We start from the raw sequence: 19531 nt of genomic DNA on the forward strand, positions 1-19531 counted from the left end.
ATGGCGCGATCCCTGCCCCTGCCTTCATGGAGATTTCCCCGTGCCCCGGCACACGTGACCTGACACCCCCGCGCCTCGTGAGCTGAAACCAGCGCTCACGAGGTACATCCACGACTCACCCAACTCCCGTGCCGCAGCGCCCTTTCCGCCTCTACTGCCGCGCGGCCGGGACCGTGCCTTCGAAGGACCCCCCTTGTGACAGCTCCCTACCCTCCCCTGCCCGAACACCGGCCCCCGGACCGTGACTGCCGCTCGGGAGGCGTCCCCGGTTGAAGGGCGTAGCCGCCGGCATCGGCGTCGTCGCCCTCTCCCCTCTCCTCCTCGCCGGCACGGCCATGCTGATGGCCTCCTCCAGCGAGGCCGCCCAGAGCACCTACTCGTCCCTCACCTGCGTGGGCGACGTCGACACCAACGCCGTCGTCGAGCAGGTCACCAAGATCCTCAACGGCGCATCCGCCAAGGACGTCCACGTCGAGGGCCTGAGCCTGCCCGAGGAACAGATCCCCAGTGCTCAGACCATCGTGGCCACCGGGATCAGCCTCCACGTGCCGAAGAAGGGCCAGATCATCGCGCTCGCCACCGCGATGCAGGAATCACGGCTGCGCAACCTCAGCTCCGGCGACCGCGACTCGCTCGGGCTGTTCCAGCAGCGCCCGAGCCAGGGCTGGGGTACCGCCGAGGAGATCCACGATCCCGTCTACGCCTCCACCCAGTTCTACGAGCACCTGCTCGCGGTGGATGGATGGCAGCAACTAACCGTCGCCCAGGCTGCGCAGAAGGTCCAGCGCTCCGCCTACCCCGACGCCTACGCGAAGTGGGAGGAGCTGGCCACCGCCCTACAGAAGGCGATCGCCGCAACCTTCCCCGACGCCGACCAGAACGACACGAAGACGGACACCACCTCCAGCACCGCGTCCTGCACGGCGACCGAGGACGGCTCCGGGTACGGCACCATCCCCGAAGGGGCCGTGCCGAAGGGCTACTCGATCCCCAAGGACGCTGATCCGAAGGCCCACAAGGCGATTGCCTGGGCGATGGCGCAGCTCGGCACGATGTACCAGTGGGGCGGCACCTGCACCGCGCCGCACGGCCCGGATCCGATGGGCCGCTGCGACTGCAGCTCGCTGACCCAGCAGGCGTACGCGCATGCTGGCATCCAGCTGACCCGCACCACGTACACCCAGGTCAACGAGGGCAAGGCCGTCTCGCCCAAGTCGCTCAAGCCCGGTGACCTGATCTTCTCTCGCGGCAGCGTCGCCCGCCCCGAACACGTCGGCATGTACATCGGCTCGGGCCTCGCGATCGAGGCACCCCGGACTGGAAAGCCAGTTCGAATCACACCTCTGGCGGACTGGGACATCCTCGCCGCCCGCCGTGTCATCTGACCCCCGGTCGGGGCTTGTAGGTTCCGGCTCATTTTGTCGATTTCCAGCACATCTGTCGTCAACGTGTCGACACGGAACGGAAACCCGCAGATCGACCGTCCAGACGATCTGTCGGTCGCGCCCCAACGGGCCGTCCCGCCCGAAGGATCCGACAGATCAACTGGACGAATCCGCCGACAAGTTGCCCGGACGGCCCTCCGAAGTCGCTGGTCACAGCGGCGCCGGACGACAGATCAGGCCGGAACCTACTGGGGCGCGGACCCCGCATTCCGCCTGCATCACCAGTTCAGCGCGGGAACGGCCGCGCACGGCACGTGAGCCGGATCGCCGCTGCAAATCCTCCTGGGCCGCTTCCTTGCTCCCCTGCAGACGGCTCTCGGCAGGACGACGCCTGCCCGTTTCTCTCCTCTCTCTCGACACCACGGAGCATCTGAGTGATACCTCACCACCGCATCCGGCGCGCTCTTGCGGCCGCCTCGATGGGCCTGGCCGTCGCAGTTGGCGGCCTGGCCACCGCCTCCACGGCGCAGGCGTATGACACCGGCCATACGACGATCTCGTGCAGCGCGGTCAAGGTACGCAAGTCCCCGGCGAAGAACGCCACTGCGCTGGGCGTCGCCTACCGGCACGACAAGATCGCCTACGACCAGTTCGCGTACAAGCGAGCCGAGAAGACCTGGTACACCCAGGGCACGGTGACCCGGAAGTCCGACGGCAAGAAGATCCGCGGCTACGTGATCTACCAGTGCGCGAACCCGTACGGCAGCAACGGCGCGCCCACACCGCCGATCCCGAAGTAGTACGCCCAGGCAGCCGGATCAGAGGCTGAGCCGTAGCTCCGTCGAAGCGGCACCGGCCCGCGTTATGGCCTCTCCCCAGCCTCGGCACGAGCGCTGCTGTGCCCTCGCGCGCGACGACGCTTCGCATGCGTCGACGGGCTCGGCCAAATCCCGTACGGCTGCCGTCCGCCTCCCCGAGGCCGCCGCCTCGCACCTCCTCCTCTTCTCTCCATTGATTCCCGCGCGTCGGCTTCGGCGCGCGCAAGGAGCCTCCCTTTGCACCTGCTCGACACCGTGCAGTACCTGGCCTACGACCCCGGCATCACCCCCTCGGGTGGCGGCCTGCCCGGCCTCGCCGTGCTGAAGAACGTCGTCAACTCCATCAACCTGTTCGCGATCGTCGCCGTGGTCGGCGCGCTCGCCGTCTCCCTCGGCGTGTGGGCCTGGGGCCACCACACCGGCGGCCACCAGGCCGAGGCCAACGGCAAGAAAGGCGCGGTCGTTTCGGCCGGCGCCGCCCTCGGCCTCGGCGCCGCGAACGGCGTGGTCGCGTTCTTCTCCGCCCTCGGGTCGCAAGTCCACTGATGCCGAAACGACTCCCCTCCCTGTCCGGCTACGGCATCGGCTGGTCGACCCGGCAGCGCATCACGGTCAGCGCGATCGGCCTCGCCATCCTCCTCGCCCTCGCCGCCACCGTCGCTGTGTTCACCGGCCGCACCGGAACCAGCGACAGCCAGACCGCCACTCCGCCCAGCACGAGCAGCACCGCCTCCGCGTCCGCCGACCCGACGGCGTCGGCTGGGACCGGTTCGGTGGCGAAGCCGCCGCCGGTGGCCGACCCGGTCAACTTCGCCAAGGCCGCCACGGCGATGCTGTGGTCGTACGACACCCGCACCACCAGCCGTGACCAGCAGCTCGCCGGGATGAAGGCGTGGCTGACGACGGAGACGAAGTACGCCGACTGGACCTCCTTCGCCGCGCAGGTGCCGGATCCTGTGCTTTGGTCGCGGATGGCCGATCAGGACCAGTACGCCACCGCCACCATCACGGAGGCCCACTACCCCTCGGCGTTCAAGCAGGCCCTGGCGGACGATCCGTCGGCGATCACCGAGGCGTACATCTACGCCGTCACGGTCACCGGGAAGCAGCAGATCGCCTGGACCAAGGGCGGCGCCGGTGCTGAGGACCGCTCGATCACTCTCGCCCTGCAGTGCCGCCCTAACGCCGACTGCTCCCTTGTCTCCATCGCCCCCCGCGTCGTGCCCTGACACGCCCCCGAGCCCATCTGAGAAAGGAGGGGTGACTCCCCTTGGGCTTCTGCGACCTCCCCCTCGCGGACAAACTCTGCACTGTGGGCGACGCGGTCGACTTCGCCTCCAACCCCGGCGAGGCCATCGGCAACTGGATGGCCAAATCGGCGGGCGAACTCGCCGCCGCCGCAGCCGACCTGGCCGCCGAAGCGGTCAACACCACCACCAAGGTCGACCTCAACGCGACCTGGTTCCGCGACAACTACGAGATGATCCTGCCGATCGGCCTGATCGTCCTCGTCGCCACCTTCTGCGCCCAGCTCGTCCGCGCCGCGATCCGCCGCGACGGCCAGGCCCTCACCCAGGCATTCACCGGCACCGCCACCGGCGTTTTGTTCGCCTTCACCGCGATCGCCTTCACCACCGTCGCCATCGAAGTGGTCGACGCCCTCTCCGACGGACTGTTCAAAGCCGCCAACCTGGACATCGCAACGGCCGTGCGGCGCATCGTCAAGGTGGGACAGATCGCCTCCCTGTCCGGCCTGGGCTGGCTGGTCACCGTCTTCGTCGGCGTCGGCGCCGCCATCGGCGCCTTCCTCTACTGGTGCGTGATGATGGTCCGCAAGGTCGGCATCCTCGTCATGGTCACCCTCGCCGTCTTCGCCGGAGCCGGCGGCGGCTGGGAAGTCGCCCGGCGCTGGCGCAAGGGCTGGATCGAAGCCACCGCCACCCTCGTCGTCTCCAAGCTCCTGATGACCGTGATATTCGTCCTCGGTATCGCCGCGATGGGCAAGACCGAGGCCAAGGACGGCACCGCCGCCCTCGCCGACGTCATGGCCGGCATCGTCATCCTCGCGCTGGTGCTGTTGTGCCCGTACGCGACGTTCAAGTTCGTGCACTGGGCCGCCTCCGAAGGTTCGGACGCCGAAACGCTGCACCGCTCCGGCGGAGCCGGCGCGCAGATCGCCCGCCAGCACGCCGAACGCGCCGGACGCAAGGCCGCCGCCATGGCCGCGACCGCCGGAACCGGCGGCGCGGCGGCCGGGGCGGGCGCCGCCGCTCCCCAGGGCCCGGACGCCGTGCCGGGCGGCTTCCCCGGCAACATCGCCACCAACCCCACGCCGGACACCGGCAAGGAAGGCGGCGGTTCAAACTCCGCGTCGGGAGGCGAAGGGATCAAGAGCGGTCTGGAGCAGGCCGTGCAGCCCCCGCCAACCAGCCCGCGCGACGACATCAGCGGCCACCTCGGCGGCAGCCCCGGACCGACCTCCAGCGGCGGATCGCCCTCCGCCAGCGGGTTCATGTCCGCGTCCGCGTCTCCGGCCGACATTTCCACCCCGCCGCCGCAGGGCGCCCCGCCGACCCCGCATTCCACGCCTTCGGCCGGAACCGGCACTCCGCCGCCTCCGCCCACCGGCCTCTGACCCTGCCCCACGCCGGGACGGCACACCCGCACTCCCCTTCAGGTGTGCCGTCCCGGCCCCACCCCGCGCTCCCCGGAACCGGCTCCTTGTCTGAACTCTCCGTCTCCCCGATCACGGTCAAATTCCCGCACCGCTCCCGGCGCGGCATCCTCCTCGGTCTCTCCCTCCCCCAACTCACCCTCGTCTCCACCACGTTGGCACTCCTGCTGATCACAGTGGTGACCACCGGGCTGCTCGGCGCCATCGCCCTGATCCCCCTATGGGCCGTCGCCGGCGCCCTGGTCGCCATCCGCCGCAACGGCCGCTCCCTGATCGACTGGGCGCCGATCGTCACCCGCTACGCCGACCGCCGCCGCACCGGCCAGACGCTGTGGCTGGCCCGGCCGGTCTCCCGGCCCCGCCAGGACGGCGTGCTCCACCTGCCCGGCACCGACGCCTCCCTGAAGGTCGTCACCCCCGGCGACTCCGCCAACGGCGCCGCCGCCGTCCACGACCCGCACCACCAACGACTCACCGCCATCGCCCGAGTCAGCAGCCGCGCGTACGCCCTGCTCGATCCCCCCACCCAGAACGCGAACGTCGCGGGCTGGGGCCGGGCTCTGGCCGGCATCGCCCGCACCGGACACGTCGCCACCGTGCAGGTCCTGGAACGCACCGTCCCCGACTCCGGCGACACCCTCGCCCGCCACTGGGCCCAGCACGGCCGCCCCGACACCCCCGTCGCCGGACAGGTGTACTCCGAACTCGTCGCCTCCGCGGGCCCGGCCGCCGCCCCGCACGAGGCATACCTGGCCATCAGCCTGGACCTCAAGGCCGCCAAGCGCCTCATCAGCCAGGCCGGCGGCGGGCTCCCCGGCGCCTTCACGGTGCTGGAGCAGACAACTTCGGCCATCGCGCTCGCGGCGCGCAGCGCGGGGCTGATGGTGACCGGCTGGCTGACTGCGCGGGAGATCGCCGCGGTCATCCGCACCGCCTACGACCCGCACGCCCTGTCCGCCCTCCAGCAGTGGTCGCCGAACGGGCGGGCCGAGGCCGACCCTGCTGCTGCCGGGCCGGTCGTCCAGGTCGAGGAGTACGACCGCCTCGGCACCGACACTGCCCGCCACGCCACGTACTGGATCGAGAACTGGCCCCGCACCGAGACCACTCCCGGCTTCCTGCACGGGCTGATGTTCACCGCCGGGGTCCGCCGCAGCCTGTCCCTTATATACGTGCCGCAGGGGCTTGAGTCCGCGCTGCGCGACGTCCAGCGCAAGAAGGCGGCGATCATCGCCGACGCCAACGAGCGTGCCCGCCGCGGACAGGTGGATTCCGAGGCCGACTCGGTCGAGTACGCGGACGTCAAGGTCCGTGAGCGGCAGCTGATCGCCGGCCATGCCGACGTCGCCCTGACCGGGATGCTCACCGTCAGCGCCGAAACGGACGCCGCTCTCGACGCTGCGTGCGCGCAGATCGAGACCGCCGCGGTCACCGCCCAGGTCGACCTGCGAAGGCTGTACTACCAGCAGTCCGACGCGTTCGCCCTCGCCGCCCTGCCGCTCGCCCGCACGGCGCTGTGACCGTCGTGCGGGGATGACGCTCCCGCCGCGCCAGACGGCATGGCCCGGAAGTCGTCTTCCTGCCCCGGCAGAGCAGGCCCCCGGACTGCGCGCTCCCGGTGAGTACGTCGATTTTCGCCCCGCCCAGACACTCTCCGCCCGGGCCTCCACCAGCCGATCCGCGCTCACCGGTATATGCCGCTGCCGACCACCACTTCCCTCTCCGGACCCGTTCCCGCCCTCGCCGACCTCGCCGTTCTGCGGCACCAAGGACTCCCTTGAACGCACCCCCCACCACCGACGCGCATCCCTACCTCCGCGCAGCCACCGCCGGTCTGCGCCACCACACCCGTAGCCACGCCACCTCCTGCGCGCCGGCCGACCGCCTCCACCTGGACACGCTGCACGCCCACCTCACCGCAGCCCACCAGCTGCTCGACCAGCTCACCGACACCACCCGGCCCCCGCATCCGGCCGCCGGGCGTCATCTGGCCGCCGCGCACCTGCGGTTGTGGCAGGCCACCGCTGCCGTCCACGACGCCTTCCACACTGTGCCCACCGGCACCGAAGGCTCAGCAACCGAGGAGTGCCGACCCGAGCGGCTCCACGACGGCCCGCTGGTGCTCACGATCTGCCAGCGGCACCTGGCCGCCTCCCACGCGATCCGCCGCAAGACCACCCCCACCGACCTGGCCACGCCATTGCACGGCCACACCACCAGCTGCACCATCTAGAACCCGCGCCGAATCGAGCCCGTCCCGCCATGACCCACCGGCCCGCCCGACGCGCCCGCCGCGCCTCGGCATCCCCCCTGTTCACCCCCCACGGCACCGACCGGGCCAGCCGCAAGACCGCTCGCCGTCAGCTCGCCGAAGCCGCCGCCAAGGCCCGCGCCGAAGCCACCGCCCTCCCGGACGGCAGCGAGCCGGTCGAGCCCGAGATGCCTCCTCCGCTGTACCCGGCCCGTGGCCGTCCCGGCCCCGGCTCCGCCCGCGGCAGCCGGCTGAAGCTGCCGCAGCACCGCATGACCACCGCCACCGCCAGCGGGGCGTACCCCTTCCTCGCCGAAGGCGGTCTCGGCGCCGAGGGCATCTACATCGGCCGCGACGTCCACGCCGAAGCCAGCTTCACCTTCGACCCCTTCTCCCTGTACGGGCGCCTCGAAGGGTTCACCAACCCCAACATCCTGCTCGCCGGTGTAATCGGCCAGGGCAAGAGCGCGCTGGCCAAGTCCTTCGCCCTGCGCTCCATCGCCCACGGCTACCGCGTCTACGTGCCCTGCGACCCCAAAGGCGAATGGACCCCCGTCGCCTCCGCACTCGGCGGCACCTCCATCGCCCTCGGCCCCGGCCTGCCCGGCAAACTCAACCCGCTAGACGCCGCCCCACGGCCGGACAACGTGCCGGAGGCCGACTGGGCGGGGGAGATCCGCAAGCGCCGTCTGCTCCTGCTCGGCTCCCTCGCGCGCACCGTTCTCGGCCGCGACCTGCTGCCGATGGAGCACACCGCGCTCGATGTCGCCCTCGACGCGGTCGTCGCCCAGGCCGCCACCGTCCACCGCACTCCGCTGTTGGGCGACATCGCGGCCACCCTCAACCATCCCGACCAGCTCGATGCCGCCGCTGGGCTCATGTCCGGACGGCTCGGCGAGGCCGCTCGTGACCTCGCCCACGCTATGCGGAGATTGGTCCACGGCGACCTGGCCGGCATGTTCGACGCCCCCTCCACCGTGCGATTCGATCCCACCTCGCCGATGCTGACCATCGACCTGTCCCGGCTCGGCGGCTCCGGCGACGACACCGCCCTCGTCCTCGCCATGACCTGCGCATCCGCCTGGATGGAATCCGCCCTCACCGACCCGCACGGAGGTCGGCGCTGGATCGTCTACGACGAAGCCTGGCGCCTGATGCGGCACCCCGGACTCCTCCAGCGCATGCAGTCCCAGTGGAAACTCTCCCGCGGCCTGGGCATCGCCAACCTCATGGTCATCCACCGGCTGTCCGACCTGCTCACCGCCGGCGACGCCGGATCACAAGGCCGCGCCCTCGCCGAGGGCCTCCTGGCTGACTGCTCCACCCGCATCATCTACCGCCAGGAAACCGACCAACTCCACGCCGCCGCAGCCCTGCTGGGGCTCACCTCGGTCGAGACCGGCGCCATTGCCCACCTCAACCGCGGACGCGGGCTGTGGCGCGTCGCCGGACGATCTTTCATCGTTCAACATCAACTCCACCCTCACGAGCTGGCCCTGTTCGACACCGACGCCCGCATGCACTAGAACTCCCGCGAGTTCCCTCCCGCTGCGCGACAGAAACGACTCTGACCCACCTGACCTGGAGTACCCCTGCAGCACCCCGACTTCGAGCTGTACGACAACGTCGGCCGCACCGCCGAGCAGATCAGCGCCTACCACACCCGCTCCGCCACAAGGGACGACCTGTACCGCTGGGCGGAGCGCGATGCCGAAGCCTTCCGCGCTCGGCACACTCTGCCGTCCGAGCCCTTCCCCACCCCGGACCTGAGTCCCTACCGCGAGGCTCTGGACGCGGCCGAGACTCCGGCTGAGTTCAGCACAGCACTCAACGCCCTGCTGGACGCAGTCGCTCCGTTCCTCAACGAGGTCATCGAGCACCTGGCCGCCACGGCCAAGTGGAAGGGCCGAAATCGCGGAGCCGAACCCGAGTCACCGCCCTGGCTGCTCCGCGGCGCCGCCAGCAGCATCGCTTCGGCTCTGGCCATGGCGACCGAAGCAGATCTGAAGATCCTCCGCGCGCACTACGACCCGCCGCCGGACCTCGACGCGCTCATGAAGCAGACCCGCGCCGCGCCCGGCACGCCCCCGGCCCCGCCCGGACCGCAGCGCGGCTCCGGAGGCCCACGGCGCTGAGCGCCGACGGATCAACCACCCGCCGCAGCACCTCAGGAATCCATGTCCCCGTCTCGCACCGATCTGTCCGCCTTCGCCGCCGCACTCGCCGAACGCCTGCCTGGCGCCTGGACGAGCGAGTATCACCGCCACACCGCCTACGAGAACCAGTTCCCCACCGTCGAAGGGCTCTGGGACGCCGGCCACGTCGACTACATCGTCAGCCAGTACGTCCTCGGCCATGACGCCGTCCTCCGCGGCCCCCACGGACAGCAGCTCTACGTCACCGACCGGCCCCTGTACCGCCACCAGTTCGTTGTGGCCCCGCTGGAGCCCGAGGGCTTCAAAACCCACCAGATCTCCCCGGTGCGTGAGCCGGACGGCATCGCTGTCCCCAATGATCCGGTCCGAGCCGCCGCCGCAGTCATCCGACGCGTGCTGCCCCGCTACCGGGCGGCCCTGGACGCTGTCCGTCACAACGCCCTCGTCCAGCCCGAGCCGCCACACCGCCAGCCCGCGCCCGAGGTCGCCCAGACCCTCACGCTGGTCTGGTATCCGGACGGCGTGGTGGGGGCCCCGTACGACTCGGTGCCCGAGGAGGCTCGCATGACGCTGTTCGGCTGCAACTTCCAGTACAGCCCGAACGAGTTCGCCTTCGTGCTGCCGGCCTCCTACAGTTCCAAGGAGCGCGCCCTGCTGGTCCAGCTCGTCGCTCTGCGGCTCACGCTCCAGGGCATCGGTGTCAACTTCCGCCGCGCCGCTCCCCTCCCTTCCCCTCCTGCATCTGCCGCGAGCAAGGCACTGACGACGGTGTCCGCAGCCCCGGCGTCCGCCTCCCGGCGGTAGAACCCGGCTCCCGTATCAAGGAGTTGCCGCTGACCGATCCCGACCAGCGGATGCTGCTGCACGACGTGGCCGACCGGCTCAACACCGTGGCCGATAATCTTCCGCTCCCGGACCAGATCCGCCCGGATCCCGCGCTGAGCGAGATCCTGGACGACGAAGTCCGCCATCTGGCCCGCCTGCTGGGATTCCTGGCCGGGGAGAGTGCCTTCCGTCACCGGGCCGCAGCCCGCTACCCGGCCCGGTCCACGGCCACGGTGCGCCGCACGACCCTGGCGCTCGCGAGCGCCGCCGAACCCACCGGGCTCGCGCTCGCCGCCCTCGGCGCCGCCGTCCACCACCTCGGCCAGCTCGCCGACCTCACCCGCCAAGCCCCCGGCCCCGCCCGCGATCAGGCGGTCACCGCCGCGCACCAAGGGCTCGTGGACCGCCTCGGCGACAGTCGCATCCACCTCGCCCGCGCCGCGAAGCACCTGCGTGCCGCAGCCGACACTCGCACGGCACCGGCCGCGACCACCGTGCCCTCCGCGCCGTCGGCCACCACTACCCCATCCCGTTCCCGCTGATCCCCTCCCCCGGAGCACCATCATTTCCCCGCACAACTCCGCCCGCCGCGCCGCCCTCCTGCTCACCACGCTCGTAGCGGTCACGCTGACCGCGTCCGCCTGCACCACCTCCCACACCAGCAGTCCTGACGCCGCAGCCAAGGCCACCCGCGCCGCCTCCCCCACGCCGACCGCCGTCCCGGCGCTGACGAAGCAGGAGGCCCTCGCCCAGATCGCCCGCTACTCCAAGATCAACAACGCGGCCAACGACGACAACAACCGCATGCTCCTCGGCACCATCGAGGACGGCCCGCTGTACGCGATGTCGGTCGCGGACTACAAGGAGAACGAGGGCCTGCCCCAGGCCGACCGCGAGAAGTACAAGCCGTGGTCGTACAACCTCGCCTCCACGAACCTCTACATCCCGCGCTTCACCGCCGGCCAGAAGAAGTGGTTCGCCGCCGTCACCTACAACGGCAAGAAAGACAAGTACGCCCGCGTCCTGATCATGGCCGAGCAGACCAGGACGAAGCGGTGGGAGATGGCCGCGGCCGTCGACCTCGACGACAAGAAGCAGGCTCCGAAGATCGCTCTCGACGCCGACGGCTACGCCACCGCCCTCGACGCCACCTCAACGAGGAACGTCGCCGCCCCGCTCGACGTCCTGCGCGCGGCTGTCACGGACAACTTCACCAGCGGCGGCGACACCACCGGCAAGAAGGTGTTCACCTCCTCGAAGGCGTCCGCCCGGCAGATCAAGGCCCACGACTCGACCGTCCACAAGTTCGGCAGCCGCGGCACCACCGCGTTCTCCGCCGCCACCCCGGAGTTCACCGACAGCTACGCCCTCAAGACCGCCGACGGCCACGCCCTCGTCGTCTTCGCGCACACGCACACCCAGCGCGACGCGGTCGCCTACTCCGGGCTCGAGATCGTGCCGGAGAAGAAGGACCGCGCATGGCTCGGCACGACCAACAGCCCGTCCTTTACGTACACGTTCACCTGCTCCGATGTCGCCACCGTCCCCACCACGCCGGGCAAGTCGACGCTGATCGGCTACACCTGTCGCCGCACCGATGCCCACGGCGTGACCACCTTCTCGTGACCGCGGCCGTCCCGACGCACGACACGAGGAACCGCCCTTGCACATAACCGAGTTCACCCACGCGCTCACCGACCGTCTGCCCGGCTGGCAGCCCTCCCCCACCTCCGTATCTATCGCCGACGATCCGGCCAGCAACCGGATCTGGGACAGCGGCCCCTTGCCCTACGCCGCGTTTCAAACGGACGACGTCCAGCGCAGCGTCCTGACGCACCACTGGGGCCTGCAGCTGTACGTCATGCCCCGCCCCCACCGCCCGGACCAGTACCTTGTCCTGCCGATGCTGCCCGCCAACACCAGCCACCAGCACGTCCAGGGCCTCAAAGCCCCGCGCGGCATCGCTGTACCCGCCGACCCTGTCCGGGCCGCGGCCAGGATGCATCGCCGCCTGCTGGCCGACTACCGCTTCGCGTCCCCCACCCCGATCCGGCGCAGCAGCCCCGGTCACCTCCAGGTCCACGTCACCCTCGACGCCCAGCGGCGTCCACGGATCCGCACCGGCTACATCGGCGTCTTCATCGAGCTGCTCGCGCACGGCGGCTTTCTGCTCGACCCCGCCACCGGCGAATGCCACCTGCCTGACACCCTCACCCCCGAGCAGACCCGGCGCCAGCTGATCAAGAGCCTCCAGCGCCTGCGGCACCGCGACTTCCACATCACCGTGCATTCCATCGAGGGCCCGCGCTCCCACCCGCCCCTTCCACGGGGCAACCCGCGCAAGGGAAACCGCCGATGAGCCAGAGCCACGACGCCTTCGTCCACGCCCGCCTGACCACCTGGCGGCGCCGCATCAACGAGACCGCCGCCGGCCTGCTCCCGCCGCAGACCGGCAGTGCACAGGCTGCACTCGTGCCCGTACTGGACCAGCTGGTCACCGTGTACAACCTGTCCTCCGGCCTCGTCGCCGATCTGCGGCAGTCCACCGACAGCTCCCTCGCAGAGACCGACGCGGGACGTGAGTACCTGACCCAACTGGCCACCGCCCTCGCACACAGCAACCGAGCGGCCACCCACCTGAGCACGACGGTGATCGGGCTCGCCGACGCCCACCGGCTCACTCCTCGCCCCGGCACCGCCACCCCGGCCGAGAGCCAGCTGAGCATCACCCTCGGCCACGCCGCCGCGCTGCGCAGCCTCCAGCGTGCTCTCGAAACCGTCACCAACGCGCTCGCTGAGGCTCAACCCGGTTCGGCGTCTTCCCCGATGCCGACGGTCGGCGAGCAGCACCGTAGGGCAGCCGACGCCGGTGGCGCCCATCCCGTACGCCGCCGCCCCTGAAGCGCATGCGTCAACCACCCACCATCCGCACGTCCTTGGAGTACTCCCTGGCCACCCGTTCCTTCATCGCCCGACCGACCGACACCGGGTATGCCGGCGTCTACGTCCACTGGGACGGCTACCCCAGCCACCACCTCCCCCTTCTGCTCTGCGCCCACCGGCACCGTTTCGACGGTGACCTCGACGCCCTGTGCCAGCACCTGATCGACGAGGCGCCCGAGGGCTGGTCCCAGCTGGGCACCGACCTCCTCGACGGCGCCCCCGAACCCCTGCGCGCGGAACTCGTCGGCAGCGACGAACACCCCAGCAGGCAGAACGACAACGTCCACGTCATCACCGTCGGCGCAGCCGAGCCTGAGCCGTGGACCGTCACCGAGAAGTCCCACGGGGGCCTGGACTGGGGCTACGTCCTGCACCCGCAGGGCATCGAAGTCATCTCCCTCCACGCGGAAGACCGCGGCCCCATCGTGGCCTGGGACACCGACCCCCGGGCCCGGTTCAGCAACGGCACCTACCGCTGGCGCCCCGGCCACCCGATCCCGGCCACCCTGCCACCCCGGGCGACCGCCCCCAGCACACCAGCCACAGCTCCAGCGCCGACCGCCACGCCTCGTGCCGCGCCCCGCCGCTGACCCCTTCTCGTCCCCTCTGCCGCGGAGAACCTCCTGCACTCCCCCACCGCCAAGATCACCGTCGTCATCGCCACCCAACTGCGCCCCGACCGGCTCGACCACCTGACGGCCATGTACGAGAGCCTCACCCGGCAGAGCGTGCCCTGGGAGGCGGTGATCGCCCTCGACGGCGCCGACCGCACACGCCTGCCGGCGCCCCTCGCCGAGGACTCGCGCGTATGCATCCTCGCGCTACCCCGGCAGGTCGGCGCGGCCTGCGCCCGCAACCTCGCCCTGGGCGGCGTGCGCACCGAGTTCGTCAACTGGGCGGACGACGATGACGAGTTCACCGAGGATGCCATGGCCGTACGGTTGCACGCCCTGGAGACGACCGGCTTGGGCTGGTGCGCGGGATACAGCGAAGACCTTCACCCGGACGTTTTCCGGCTGGGGTGAGGGTTGTTCGGGATGTTCGCCGAGCCAGTGACCGCGTACGTCACGTGCTCGTTTGCCGACTGTTGCCGTGATGTTCGCCATGTCGGTAGATAGGTCGGCTCGGAGGAACTGTGGTGCGGACGCTGTCGGTTGGACAGCTCAGGGTGCAGTCGGTGCGGTACGGCGATGGCCGTGAGTCGTACACCATCTTCGACTCGGTGCGAGGCGTACACCGTGAGGCGGACCGGTACTTGGCGGACTATGCCGCTTCGGGGTCGGATCGGACGTACGCCTACCTTCTCGTCGATCACCTTCGGTGGCTGGAGCACGAAGGACTGGCGCCGGAGGGCGTCGGGTTCGGCGATCTTGAGCGGTACATGGGGGCGATCGGAGCGAAGATTGCCGGGCCGTACGGTCGGCCGTGGCGGGTGGGGAAGCGGCCGTACGGCAACGACGCGCTGCGCGGCGCCGCGGCGTGCCTGAAGGGCTTCTATCTGAAGCAGGCCGAGTTGGGCGTGAACACCGAGTTGGTGGGGGCGCTGAAGCTGCACCGGATGCCGACGCAGCGGGATCGGGACCGGTCGATGCTCGGTCATCTGCAGCGGAGCATGCAGGTGAATCCGCTGGCGCCGAAGTCGGTGCGGCGTCGGCACAAGAAGATGCTGCCGGACGGCGCGCGGGCGGTGTTGCTGGATGAGGTCAACTCCTTGCGGGATCGGCTGGTTGTGGAGTGGCTGAGCGACGGGGGGTTCCGGGCGGGTGAGATGTGTGGCCTGCACCTGTGCGACTTGCATCTGCGGGAGGAGGCCGCGTGCGGGGAGTGCCGTGGTCCGCACGCCCACGTCTGCCATCGGGACGGGCTGGTCAACGGGGCCCGGGCCAAGACGAAGTGGGAGTGGGAGCTTCGTGACGGAGTGGTACAAGGCGGGCTGATCAAGCGGGTCAGCCCGGCGATGGTCCACGCCTACTTCGACTACCTGACCCTGGAGTACCCGCGCGGTGCGTCGCACGGCATGCTGCTCGTTCAGCAGCACGGCCTTGGGCGTGGTCTGCCGTGGGCTCCGGAGGGGGCTCGCAAGATGCTCAAGCGGGCTGGCCGCCGGGCGGGTCTGGGGCTGATCAAGCCGCACATGTTCCGGCACACCTGGGCCAGTGCGGTCCTGGAGGCCGCCGACGGGAATTTGGCCATCGTTCGGGATGCGGGCGGATGGGCCTCGACCGAAGTTGTCGATGAGATCTACGCGCACGTCGACGTGAACGACTCGGTGTTTCATGACGCCCTCCTTGCGACGTGGGGTGAGCTGCGATGAGCGAAGCGCGGCGTATTCCTTTGCAACTGCTGGTCAGCACGTCGGCTCGTGCGCGACGCGATCGACTGGAGATCCTCACTGCCCTTCTGGCAGCGCCGGGTGTCGAGCCGGTCTATCGCGAGTCCGTGTTGCGATGGCCCGGTGACCACCCGGTCTACGGCTGGTTCTGCCGGGTCAACGGCTGTCGCAGCACTCGCACCAACACCGTCGACCTGTGTCATCCGCACCGAGCGGAGTGGCGAGCCGCGAAGAAGGAACCGGGCGCCGCGCGCCGGGAGTTCCTGCGCACGGCCCAGCCCGAGGTCCTCGACCTTCGGCTCATGGAGCCGCCGGACTGTCGGTTCTGTCCTGAGCGCCCGTCCCGTCATCTCGGGCTGCGGCTGTGCCTGACCCACTTCAGCCGGTGGAACAAGGTCCTGTTCAGGAAGCGGGACCTCACCTACGACGAGTTCGTGGCGCTGCAGACCGAGGCGCTGCCCGGCTATGGCGACTGCCTGGTTACGGCCTGCGTCGGCCGGGCGGACAGCCCGCTGCGGTTGTGTTACGTCCACGACGAGCGCTATCGCAATGACGGACGCCCTGGTGGAGCCCAGCGACCGCCGGGGTGGGGCGGTGACCGTGTCGTCGGTCGAGAGCCCGTCGAGATCAACTGCACCGATCCTGATGCCTTTCGTCACTGGTGCCGTACGGCCCGGCCCGCTTCGCGCGCCGGCACGGTCAATCTCCTGGGCCTTGCGCCGCTGGTCCAAGCCGAGATCCGCTTCGGGCTGCTGGCCCATGCCCAGAAGGTCCAGCGTTCGTCCTGGCCGCTGTGGCACATCCAGGCGGTGGCGAACCTGGCCCGCCTGCGCGGCGTGCATTCCGTGCTCGACCTGTTGTCCGACCCGGCGGCGCTCGCCGAGCACGAACGCAGGATCCTGCGGGAGACCGCGGACGAGTTGCGGATCGTCTATGTCACCCAGCAGGAGGCCAAGGAGGCCGGCTTCGTGGAGACCGAGCACTACGGCATCCGCTACAAGCGCCGGTCCAGCCACTTCGACTTCTCCGATGTGCCGCAGCGGTGGCTGCGTGATCTCCTCTGGGAGCGAGTGGATCGGCGCCTGCGCTCTCCGCAGGCGCCCCGCAGTCCGCAGCACATCGAGGGTGGGCGCAAGGCGTGCGTCGAGCTCGGTGTGTTCCTGACCGCTGTCGCGCCCGGGGGCGGCCATGATCCGGCTTTGCTGACCGCAGATCACATGCAGCGCTTCGTCGCCGATCACAACAAGCGGGCTCGTGAGGGGCTGCCGTCGTTGGCGATCAGCCGGGACGGACGGCCGATGAAGGTCACCGGCTACACCCGGCGCCAGGTCTTCAACGAATCCCGGTCGATCCTGCGCGACGCGATGGAGACCGGTGAGGCCGAACGCATCGGGCTGCCGCGGGAGTTCATTATTGCCCTGCCGAAGGCTCGACGGGCCGACCGCACCCGCAACCCGTTCCCTGACCCGGTAGCCCGGGCCCTAGCCGACGAGGCGAACCTGCAGGTACTCGACGACCGTTTCGACCCGAGCGACATGGGCTATCGCGACATCTGGGAGGCCCTGGTGTTCACTGGGCGCCGGGCCTCGGAGGTCATCGAACTGCGGCTGGAATGCACCTCGATCCACCGCAAGGTCCCCTTCCTCTGGCACGACCAGACGAAGGTGGGCAACCTCGACGAGGCCATCCGCATCCCGCAACGCCTCTATGAGCGGCTGGAGCTGCGTAAACAGCGGACGGTCGAACGCTTCGAGGACCTCTACGGCCGCAGGCCAGGTCCCAAGGAACGCAAGACCCTCGCCCTGTTCCCCTCGCCCCACAAGAATTCGGATGGCACGGTCGCGATCACCTACAGCATCTTCGGTGACGCCTTCCGGGACTGGCTGGAGGCCCTGGACATCGGCGCCTGCGTACCGCACCAGGCCCGCCATACGCTGGCCACGAACCTGCTGAAGAACGGCGCCGGCCTCCACCACATCAAGCAGTACCTCGGCCAGATCTCCGCACGGATGGCCGAGCACTACGCGAAGGTCGCCTCCTCGGAGGTCGACGATGCACTCGAACGCGTCTGGGTCAGCGGACCGGGCTCCGCCGAGCCCGGCCTGCTGCTCGCCTCGCCGTCCGAGCACATGACTCGGGCCGAGGCCCAGGCCATGGCGATCGACCTCGCGCGCCGCAGCACCCCGGCCGAGGGCGGATTCTGCACCTACCAGCCCGTGGTGCGCGGGGACGCGTGCCCGTGGGACCTGGACTGCCACAACTGCGACAAGTTCGTGATGTCCGGCGCCGACCTCCTGTACTGGCGCCGCAAGGCCGAGCAGTGGGCCTCGCTGGCTGAACGCGCCCCGGACGACCGGACCGCCGACTACCTCCACACCGTCTTCGAGCCCACCGCCCGCGCCATCGGCGGCCTGGAGAAGGCGCTGGCCGGCCTCGGCATGCTGGAGGACGCGCTCGCCCTGGACCTGCGCCGGCCCCAGGACTACTTCGACCGCATGTGGACGCTCGCCTTCAAGGCCAGTGACCTCGCCGCGATCGACCCCGACGGCACCGACTCGTACGAGGAACCCGCATGACCGCCTCATCGCACCGCACCGCCCAGGCTCTGCGGGCCCGCAGCCAGAAGACCGAAGCCAGCCTCGTGCGCATCAAGAGCGTCGTCGACCAGCTCGCCAAGAGCGGCGGCCCGATGACCGTGGCCGCGGTCGCCCGGCGAGCGGACGTCTCGCGCACCTTCCTCTACGAACACACCGAGGCCCGCACCATCGTCGCCGAGGCCACCCGCCGGGCCCGTGGACTGCGAGCACAGACCGATCAAGCCCAGTGCGAGGCGGTCGAGGCGTCCTGGCGGGAGCGGGCGCTCAACACCGAGGAGGCCCTGAAGAACACCAACGTGGAGGTCGTCAATCAGCGAGAACGCATTGCGGAACTCCTTGGCCAGATCGCTGCCCTGCAGGGCGAATGGACCGACGCCGACGTCGTGCGCATCACCAGCGCCAACGTCGCCCTGCAACGCGAGGTCAGGGCGCTGACCGCCGAACGTGACCGCCTCACTAGACGTCTCGCTGCCGCCCGAGACAACGCGCGATTCGCTGACAAGCGCATCGCCGCACTCGAAGCGCAGCTCGCCGAACAGGTCACCGCCCCACCCACATGACGACGCAGGCGGCCGAAGCACGGCTGGACGGGGCGGTCATCGACCTGACGACGTGCAGGACGGTTACCGCCGACTCGCCACAGCCATATCTGGCGGGTCCTTTCGGTGATCCGTCAACCTCTTGTTCAGGCCGGAAGTTCGGTGATGCTGAGGGCGAAGTCCAAGTTCCCCACCCCGTGGTTGGCGAGGCCCACCGTGACCACGCCCGCTCCCTCCAGCCAGTGCGCCATTTTCAGGCCGCCGACGTCCAGCGGGCGCATCCCGAGGCTCTCGATGAACGCTTCCACACTTGCCTTGGCCTGCGTGCTATCGCCGGCGATGAAGACGTCGGGCCGACCCTTTTCCAGGACATGGCGGAAGACGGTGTTGAACGCCTTCACCACGCTGGCGCCGGCCGGGGCCGCCTTGGCGACTTCCTGCGCGATGGAGGTCTCCTCGCGGTGGGCCAGCCCGTCGAACGTCGAGTTGAAGGGGTTGCTGATGTCGATGATGACCTTGCCCGCGAGAGCGTCTCCGTACTGGGCGACGGCTGGCACGACGCCGTCGTGCAGCAGGGCGACGATGACAATGTCCCCGGCCGGGGCGGTGCCCCATTCTCCCGTCGTGGTGCCGCCGCCGAGAGCTTTGGCCAGGTCGGCGGCCTTGGACTGATCGCGGCCCATGATCTCGACGGTGTTGCCGCCCGCTATCGCCCGCGCGCCGATGGTGCGGGCCATGTTCCCGGTGCCGATGATGCTGATGTTGCTCATGAGATGTCCTGCCCTAGTTGTGTGTTGTTCGGTTCAAATGGCGGTGGTGCCGCCGTCGGCGACGAGTTCCATGCCGTTGACGTAGCTGGAGTCGTCGGAGGCGAGGAAGAGGGCGGCGGTGGCGATTTCGTCGGGGCGGCCCATCTGGCCGCGGGGGATGAGGGACTCGAACTGGCGCTTGGTGGCGACCCTGTTGCCCATTCGGCTACGCGGCGAGGCTGAGTTCGAGTCGGGCGAGGTG

General features: G+C 70.0%; 20 protein-coding genes and 1 pseudogene. 19 read left to right on the forward strand and 2 right to left on the reverse strand.

Going from position 1 to position 19531, the window contains the following annotated elements; all coding sequences use genetic code 11:
• Nucleotides 1-269: 269 nt before the first annotated feature.
• From RB628_RS15780 to RB628_RS15870, 19 genes and pseudogenes are all read left to right on the forward strand, one after another.
• The gene (locus RB628_RS15780) at nucleotides 270-1385 is read left to right on the forward strand and encodes a C40 family peptidase (RefSeq protein WP_318321044.1); all 1116 of its coding nucleotides are present in this window, start codon (nucleotides 270-272) and stop codon (nucleotides 1383-1385) included.
• A gap of 434 nt (nucleotides 1386-1819) precedes the next feature.
• Nucleotides 1820-2185 (forward strand): hypothetical protein, encoded by a 366-nt coding sequence (locus tag RB628_RS15785; protein ID WP_318321045.1) that lies wholly within the window; start codon nucleotides 1820-1822, stop codon nucleotides 2183-2185.
• Nucleotides 2186-2440: 255 nt separating this feature from the next.
• Nucleotides 2441-2749: a DUF6112 family protein gene (locus RB628_RS15790; protein WP_217570564.1), complete on the forward strand. Its 309-nt coding sequence runs from the start codon at nucleotides 2441-2443 to the stop codon at nucleotides 2747-2749.
• On the forward strand, nucleotides 2749-3432 hold the full coding sequence (locus RB628_RS15795) for a hypothetical protein (protein ID WP_318321046.1): 684 nt from the start codon (nucleotides 2749-2751) through the stop codon (nucleotides 3430-3432). Before RB628_RS15790 ends, RB628_RS15795 begins: the two co-directional genes overlap by 1 nt.
• A gap of 41 nt (nucleotides 3433-3473) precedes the next feature.
• The gene (locus RB628_RS15800; protein WP_318321047.1) at nucleotides 3474-4838 is read left to right on the forward strand and encodes an ATP-binding protein; all 1365 of its coding nucleotides are present in this window, start codon (nucleotides 3474-3476) and stop codon (nucleotides 4836-4838) included.
• Nucleotides 4839-4924: 86 nt separating this feature from the next.
• Entirely contained in the window at nucleotides 4925-6397 is a 1473-nt protein-coding gene (locus RB628_RS15805; RefSeq protein ID WP_318321048.1) for an SCO6880 family protein, read from the forward strand.
• 257 nt (nucleotides 6398-6654) lie between these two features.
• Entirely contained in the window at nucleotides 6655-7110 is a 456-nt protein-coding gene (locus RB628_RS15810) for a DUF6238 family protein (RefSeq protein WP_318321049.1), read from the forward strand.
• A 29-nt stretch (nucleotides 7111-7139) separates the two neighbouring features.
• Nucleotides 7140-8654: an ATP-binding protein gene (locus tag RB628_RS15815; RefSeq protein ID WP_318321050.1), complete on the forward strand. Its 1515-nt coding sequence runs from the start codon at nucleotides 7140-7142 to the stop codon at nucleotides 8652-8654.
• A 459-nt stretch (nucleotides 8655-9113) separates the two neighbouring features.
• On the forward strand, nucleotides 9114-9263 hold the full coding sequence (locus RB628_RS15820) for a hypothetical protein (protein ID WP_318321051.1): 150 nt from the start codon (nucleotides 9114-9116) through the stop codon (nucleotides 9261-9263).
• Between the two features lie 42 nt (nucleotides 9264-9305).
• Nucleotides 9306-10088, forward strand: a complete 783-nt coding sequence (locus RB628_RS15825) for a hypothetical protein (RefSeq protein WP_318321052.1) — start codon at nucleotides 9306-9308, stop codon at nucleotides 10086-10088.
• A gap of 23 nt (nucleotides 10089-10111) precedes the next feature.
• Nucleotides 10112-10651, forward strand: a complete 540-nt coding sequence (locus RB628_RS15830) for a hypothetical protein (protein ID WP_318321053.1) — start codon at nucleotides 10112-10114, stop codon at nucleotides 10649-10651.
• The gene (locus RB628_RS15835) at nucleotides 10563-11735 is read left to right on the forward strand and encodes a hypothetical protein (protein WP_318321054.1); all 1173 of its coding nucleotides are present in this window, start codon (nucleotides 10563-10565) and stop codon (nucleotides 11733-11735) included. Before RB628_RS15830 ends, RB628_RS15835 begins: the two co-directional genes overlap by 89 nt.
• A 37-nt stretch (nucleotides 11736-11772) precedes the next feature.
• On the forward strand, nucleotides 11773-12468 hold the full coding sequence (locus RB628_RS15840; protein WP_318321055.1) for a hypothetical protein: 696 nt from the start codon (nucleotides 11773-11775) through the stop codon (nucleotides 12466-12468).
• Nucleotides 12465-13010: a hypothetical protein gene (locus RB628_RS15845; RefSeq protein ID WP_318321056.1), complete on the forward strand. Its 546-nt coding sequence runs from the start codon at nucleotides 12465-12467 to the stop codon at nucleotides 13008-13010. Before RB628_RS15840 ends, RB628_RS15845 begins: the two co-directional genes overlap by 4 nt.
• A gap of 5 nt (nucleotides 13011-13015) precedes the next feature.
• Nucleotides 13016-13642: a hypothetical protein gene (locus RB628_RS15850; protein WP_318321057.1), complete on the forward strand. Its 627-nt coding sequence runs from the start codon at nucleotides 13016-13018 to the stop codon at nucleotides 13640-13642.
• Nucleotides 13643-13696: 54 nt separating this feature from the next.
• Nucleotides 13697-14059 (forward strand): annotated as a pseudogene (locus RB628_RS15855) (glycosyltransferase family 2 protein); the annotation flags it as partial.
• A gap of 131 nt (nucleotides 14060-14190) precedes the next feature.
• Nucleotides 14191-15366, forward strand: a complete 1176-nt coding sequence (locus RB628_RS15860) for a tyrosine-type recombinase/integrase (RefSeq protein ID WP_318321058.1) — start codon at nucleotides 14191-14193, stop codon at nucleotides 15364-15366.
• Between the two features lie 125 nt (nucleotides 15367-15491).
• Nucleotides 15492-17960, forward strand: a complete 2469-nt coding sequence (locus RB628_RS15865) for a tyrosine-type recombinase/integrase (RefSeq protein WP_318321059.1) — start codon at nucleotides 15492-15494, stop codon at nucleotides 17958-17960.
• Entirely contained in the window at nucleotides 17957-18541 is a 585-nt protein-coding gene (locus RB628_RS15870) for a DUF6262 family protein (RefSeq protein WP_318321060.1), read from the forward strand. The genes RB628_RS15865 and RB628_RS15870 overlap by 4 nt, the downstream gene beginning before the upstream one ends.
• A 125-nt stretch (nucleotides 18542-18666) precedes the next feature.
• On the opposite strand, the gene RB628_RS15875 is transcribed toward RB628_RS15870, so the two are convergent.
• Nucleotides 18667-19290 carry an NADPH-dependent F420 reductase gene (locus tag RB628_RS15875; RefSeq protein WP_318321061.1) on the reverse strand — a complete coding sequence of 208 codons (624 nt, stop codon included), beginning with the start codon at nucleotides 19288-19290 and terminating at the stop codon, nucleotides 18667-18669.
• A 33-nt stretch (nucleotides 19291-19323) separates the two neighbouring features.
• Nucleotides 19324-19531: SDR family oxidoreductase (locus tag RB628_RS15880; RefSeq protein ID WP_318321062.1), on the reverse strand; the 208-nt coding region annotated here is incomplete at its 5' end.

Origin of the sequence: Streptomyces sp. ADMS (assembly GCF_033441795.1) — a bacterium.
Taxonomy (GTDB): Bacteria; Actinomycetota; Actinomycetes; order Streptomycetales; family Streptomycetaceae; genus Streptomyces.

Excerpts from the sequence above, each read along its gene's own strand:
- RB628_RS15825 (WP_318321052.1), top strand. The coding sequence starts at position 9,306 with ATGTCCCCGTCTCGCACCGATCTGTCCGCCTTCGCCGCCGCACTCGCC.
- RB628_RS15875 (WP_318321061.1), bottom strand. The coding sequence starts at position 19,290 with ATGAGCAACATCAGCATCATCGGCACCGGGAACATGGCCCGCACCATC.
- RB628_RS15795 (WP_318321046.1), top strand. The coding sequence starts at position 2,749 with ATGCCGAAACGACTCCCCTCCCTGTCCGGCTACGGCATCGGCTGGTCG.
- RB628_RS15845 (WP_318321056.1), top strand. The coding sequence starts at position 12,465 with ATGAGCCAGAGCCACGACGCCTTCGTCCACGCCCGCCTGACCACCTGG.
- RB628_RS15820 (WP_318321051.1), top strand. The coding sequence starts at position 9,114 with ATGGCGACCGAAGCAGATCTGAAGATCCTCCGCGCGCACTACGACCCG.
- RB628_RS15850 (WP_318321057.1), top strand. The coding sequence starts at position 13,016 with ATGCGTCAACCACCCACCATCCGCACGTCCTTGGAGTACTCCCTGGCC.
- RB628_RS15870 (WP_318321060.1), top strand. The coding sequence starts at position 17,957 with ATGACCGCCTCATCGCACCGCACCGCCCAGGCTCTGCGGGCCCGCAGC.
- RB628_RS15815 (WP_318321050.1), top strand. The coding sequence starts at position 7,140 with ATGACCCACCGGCCCGCCCGACGCGCCCGCCGCGCCTCGGCATCCCCC.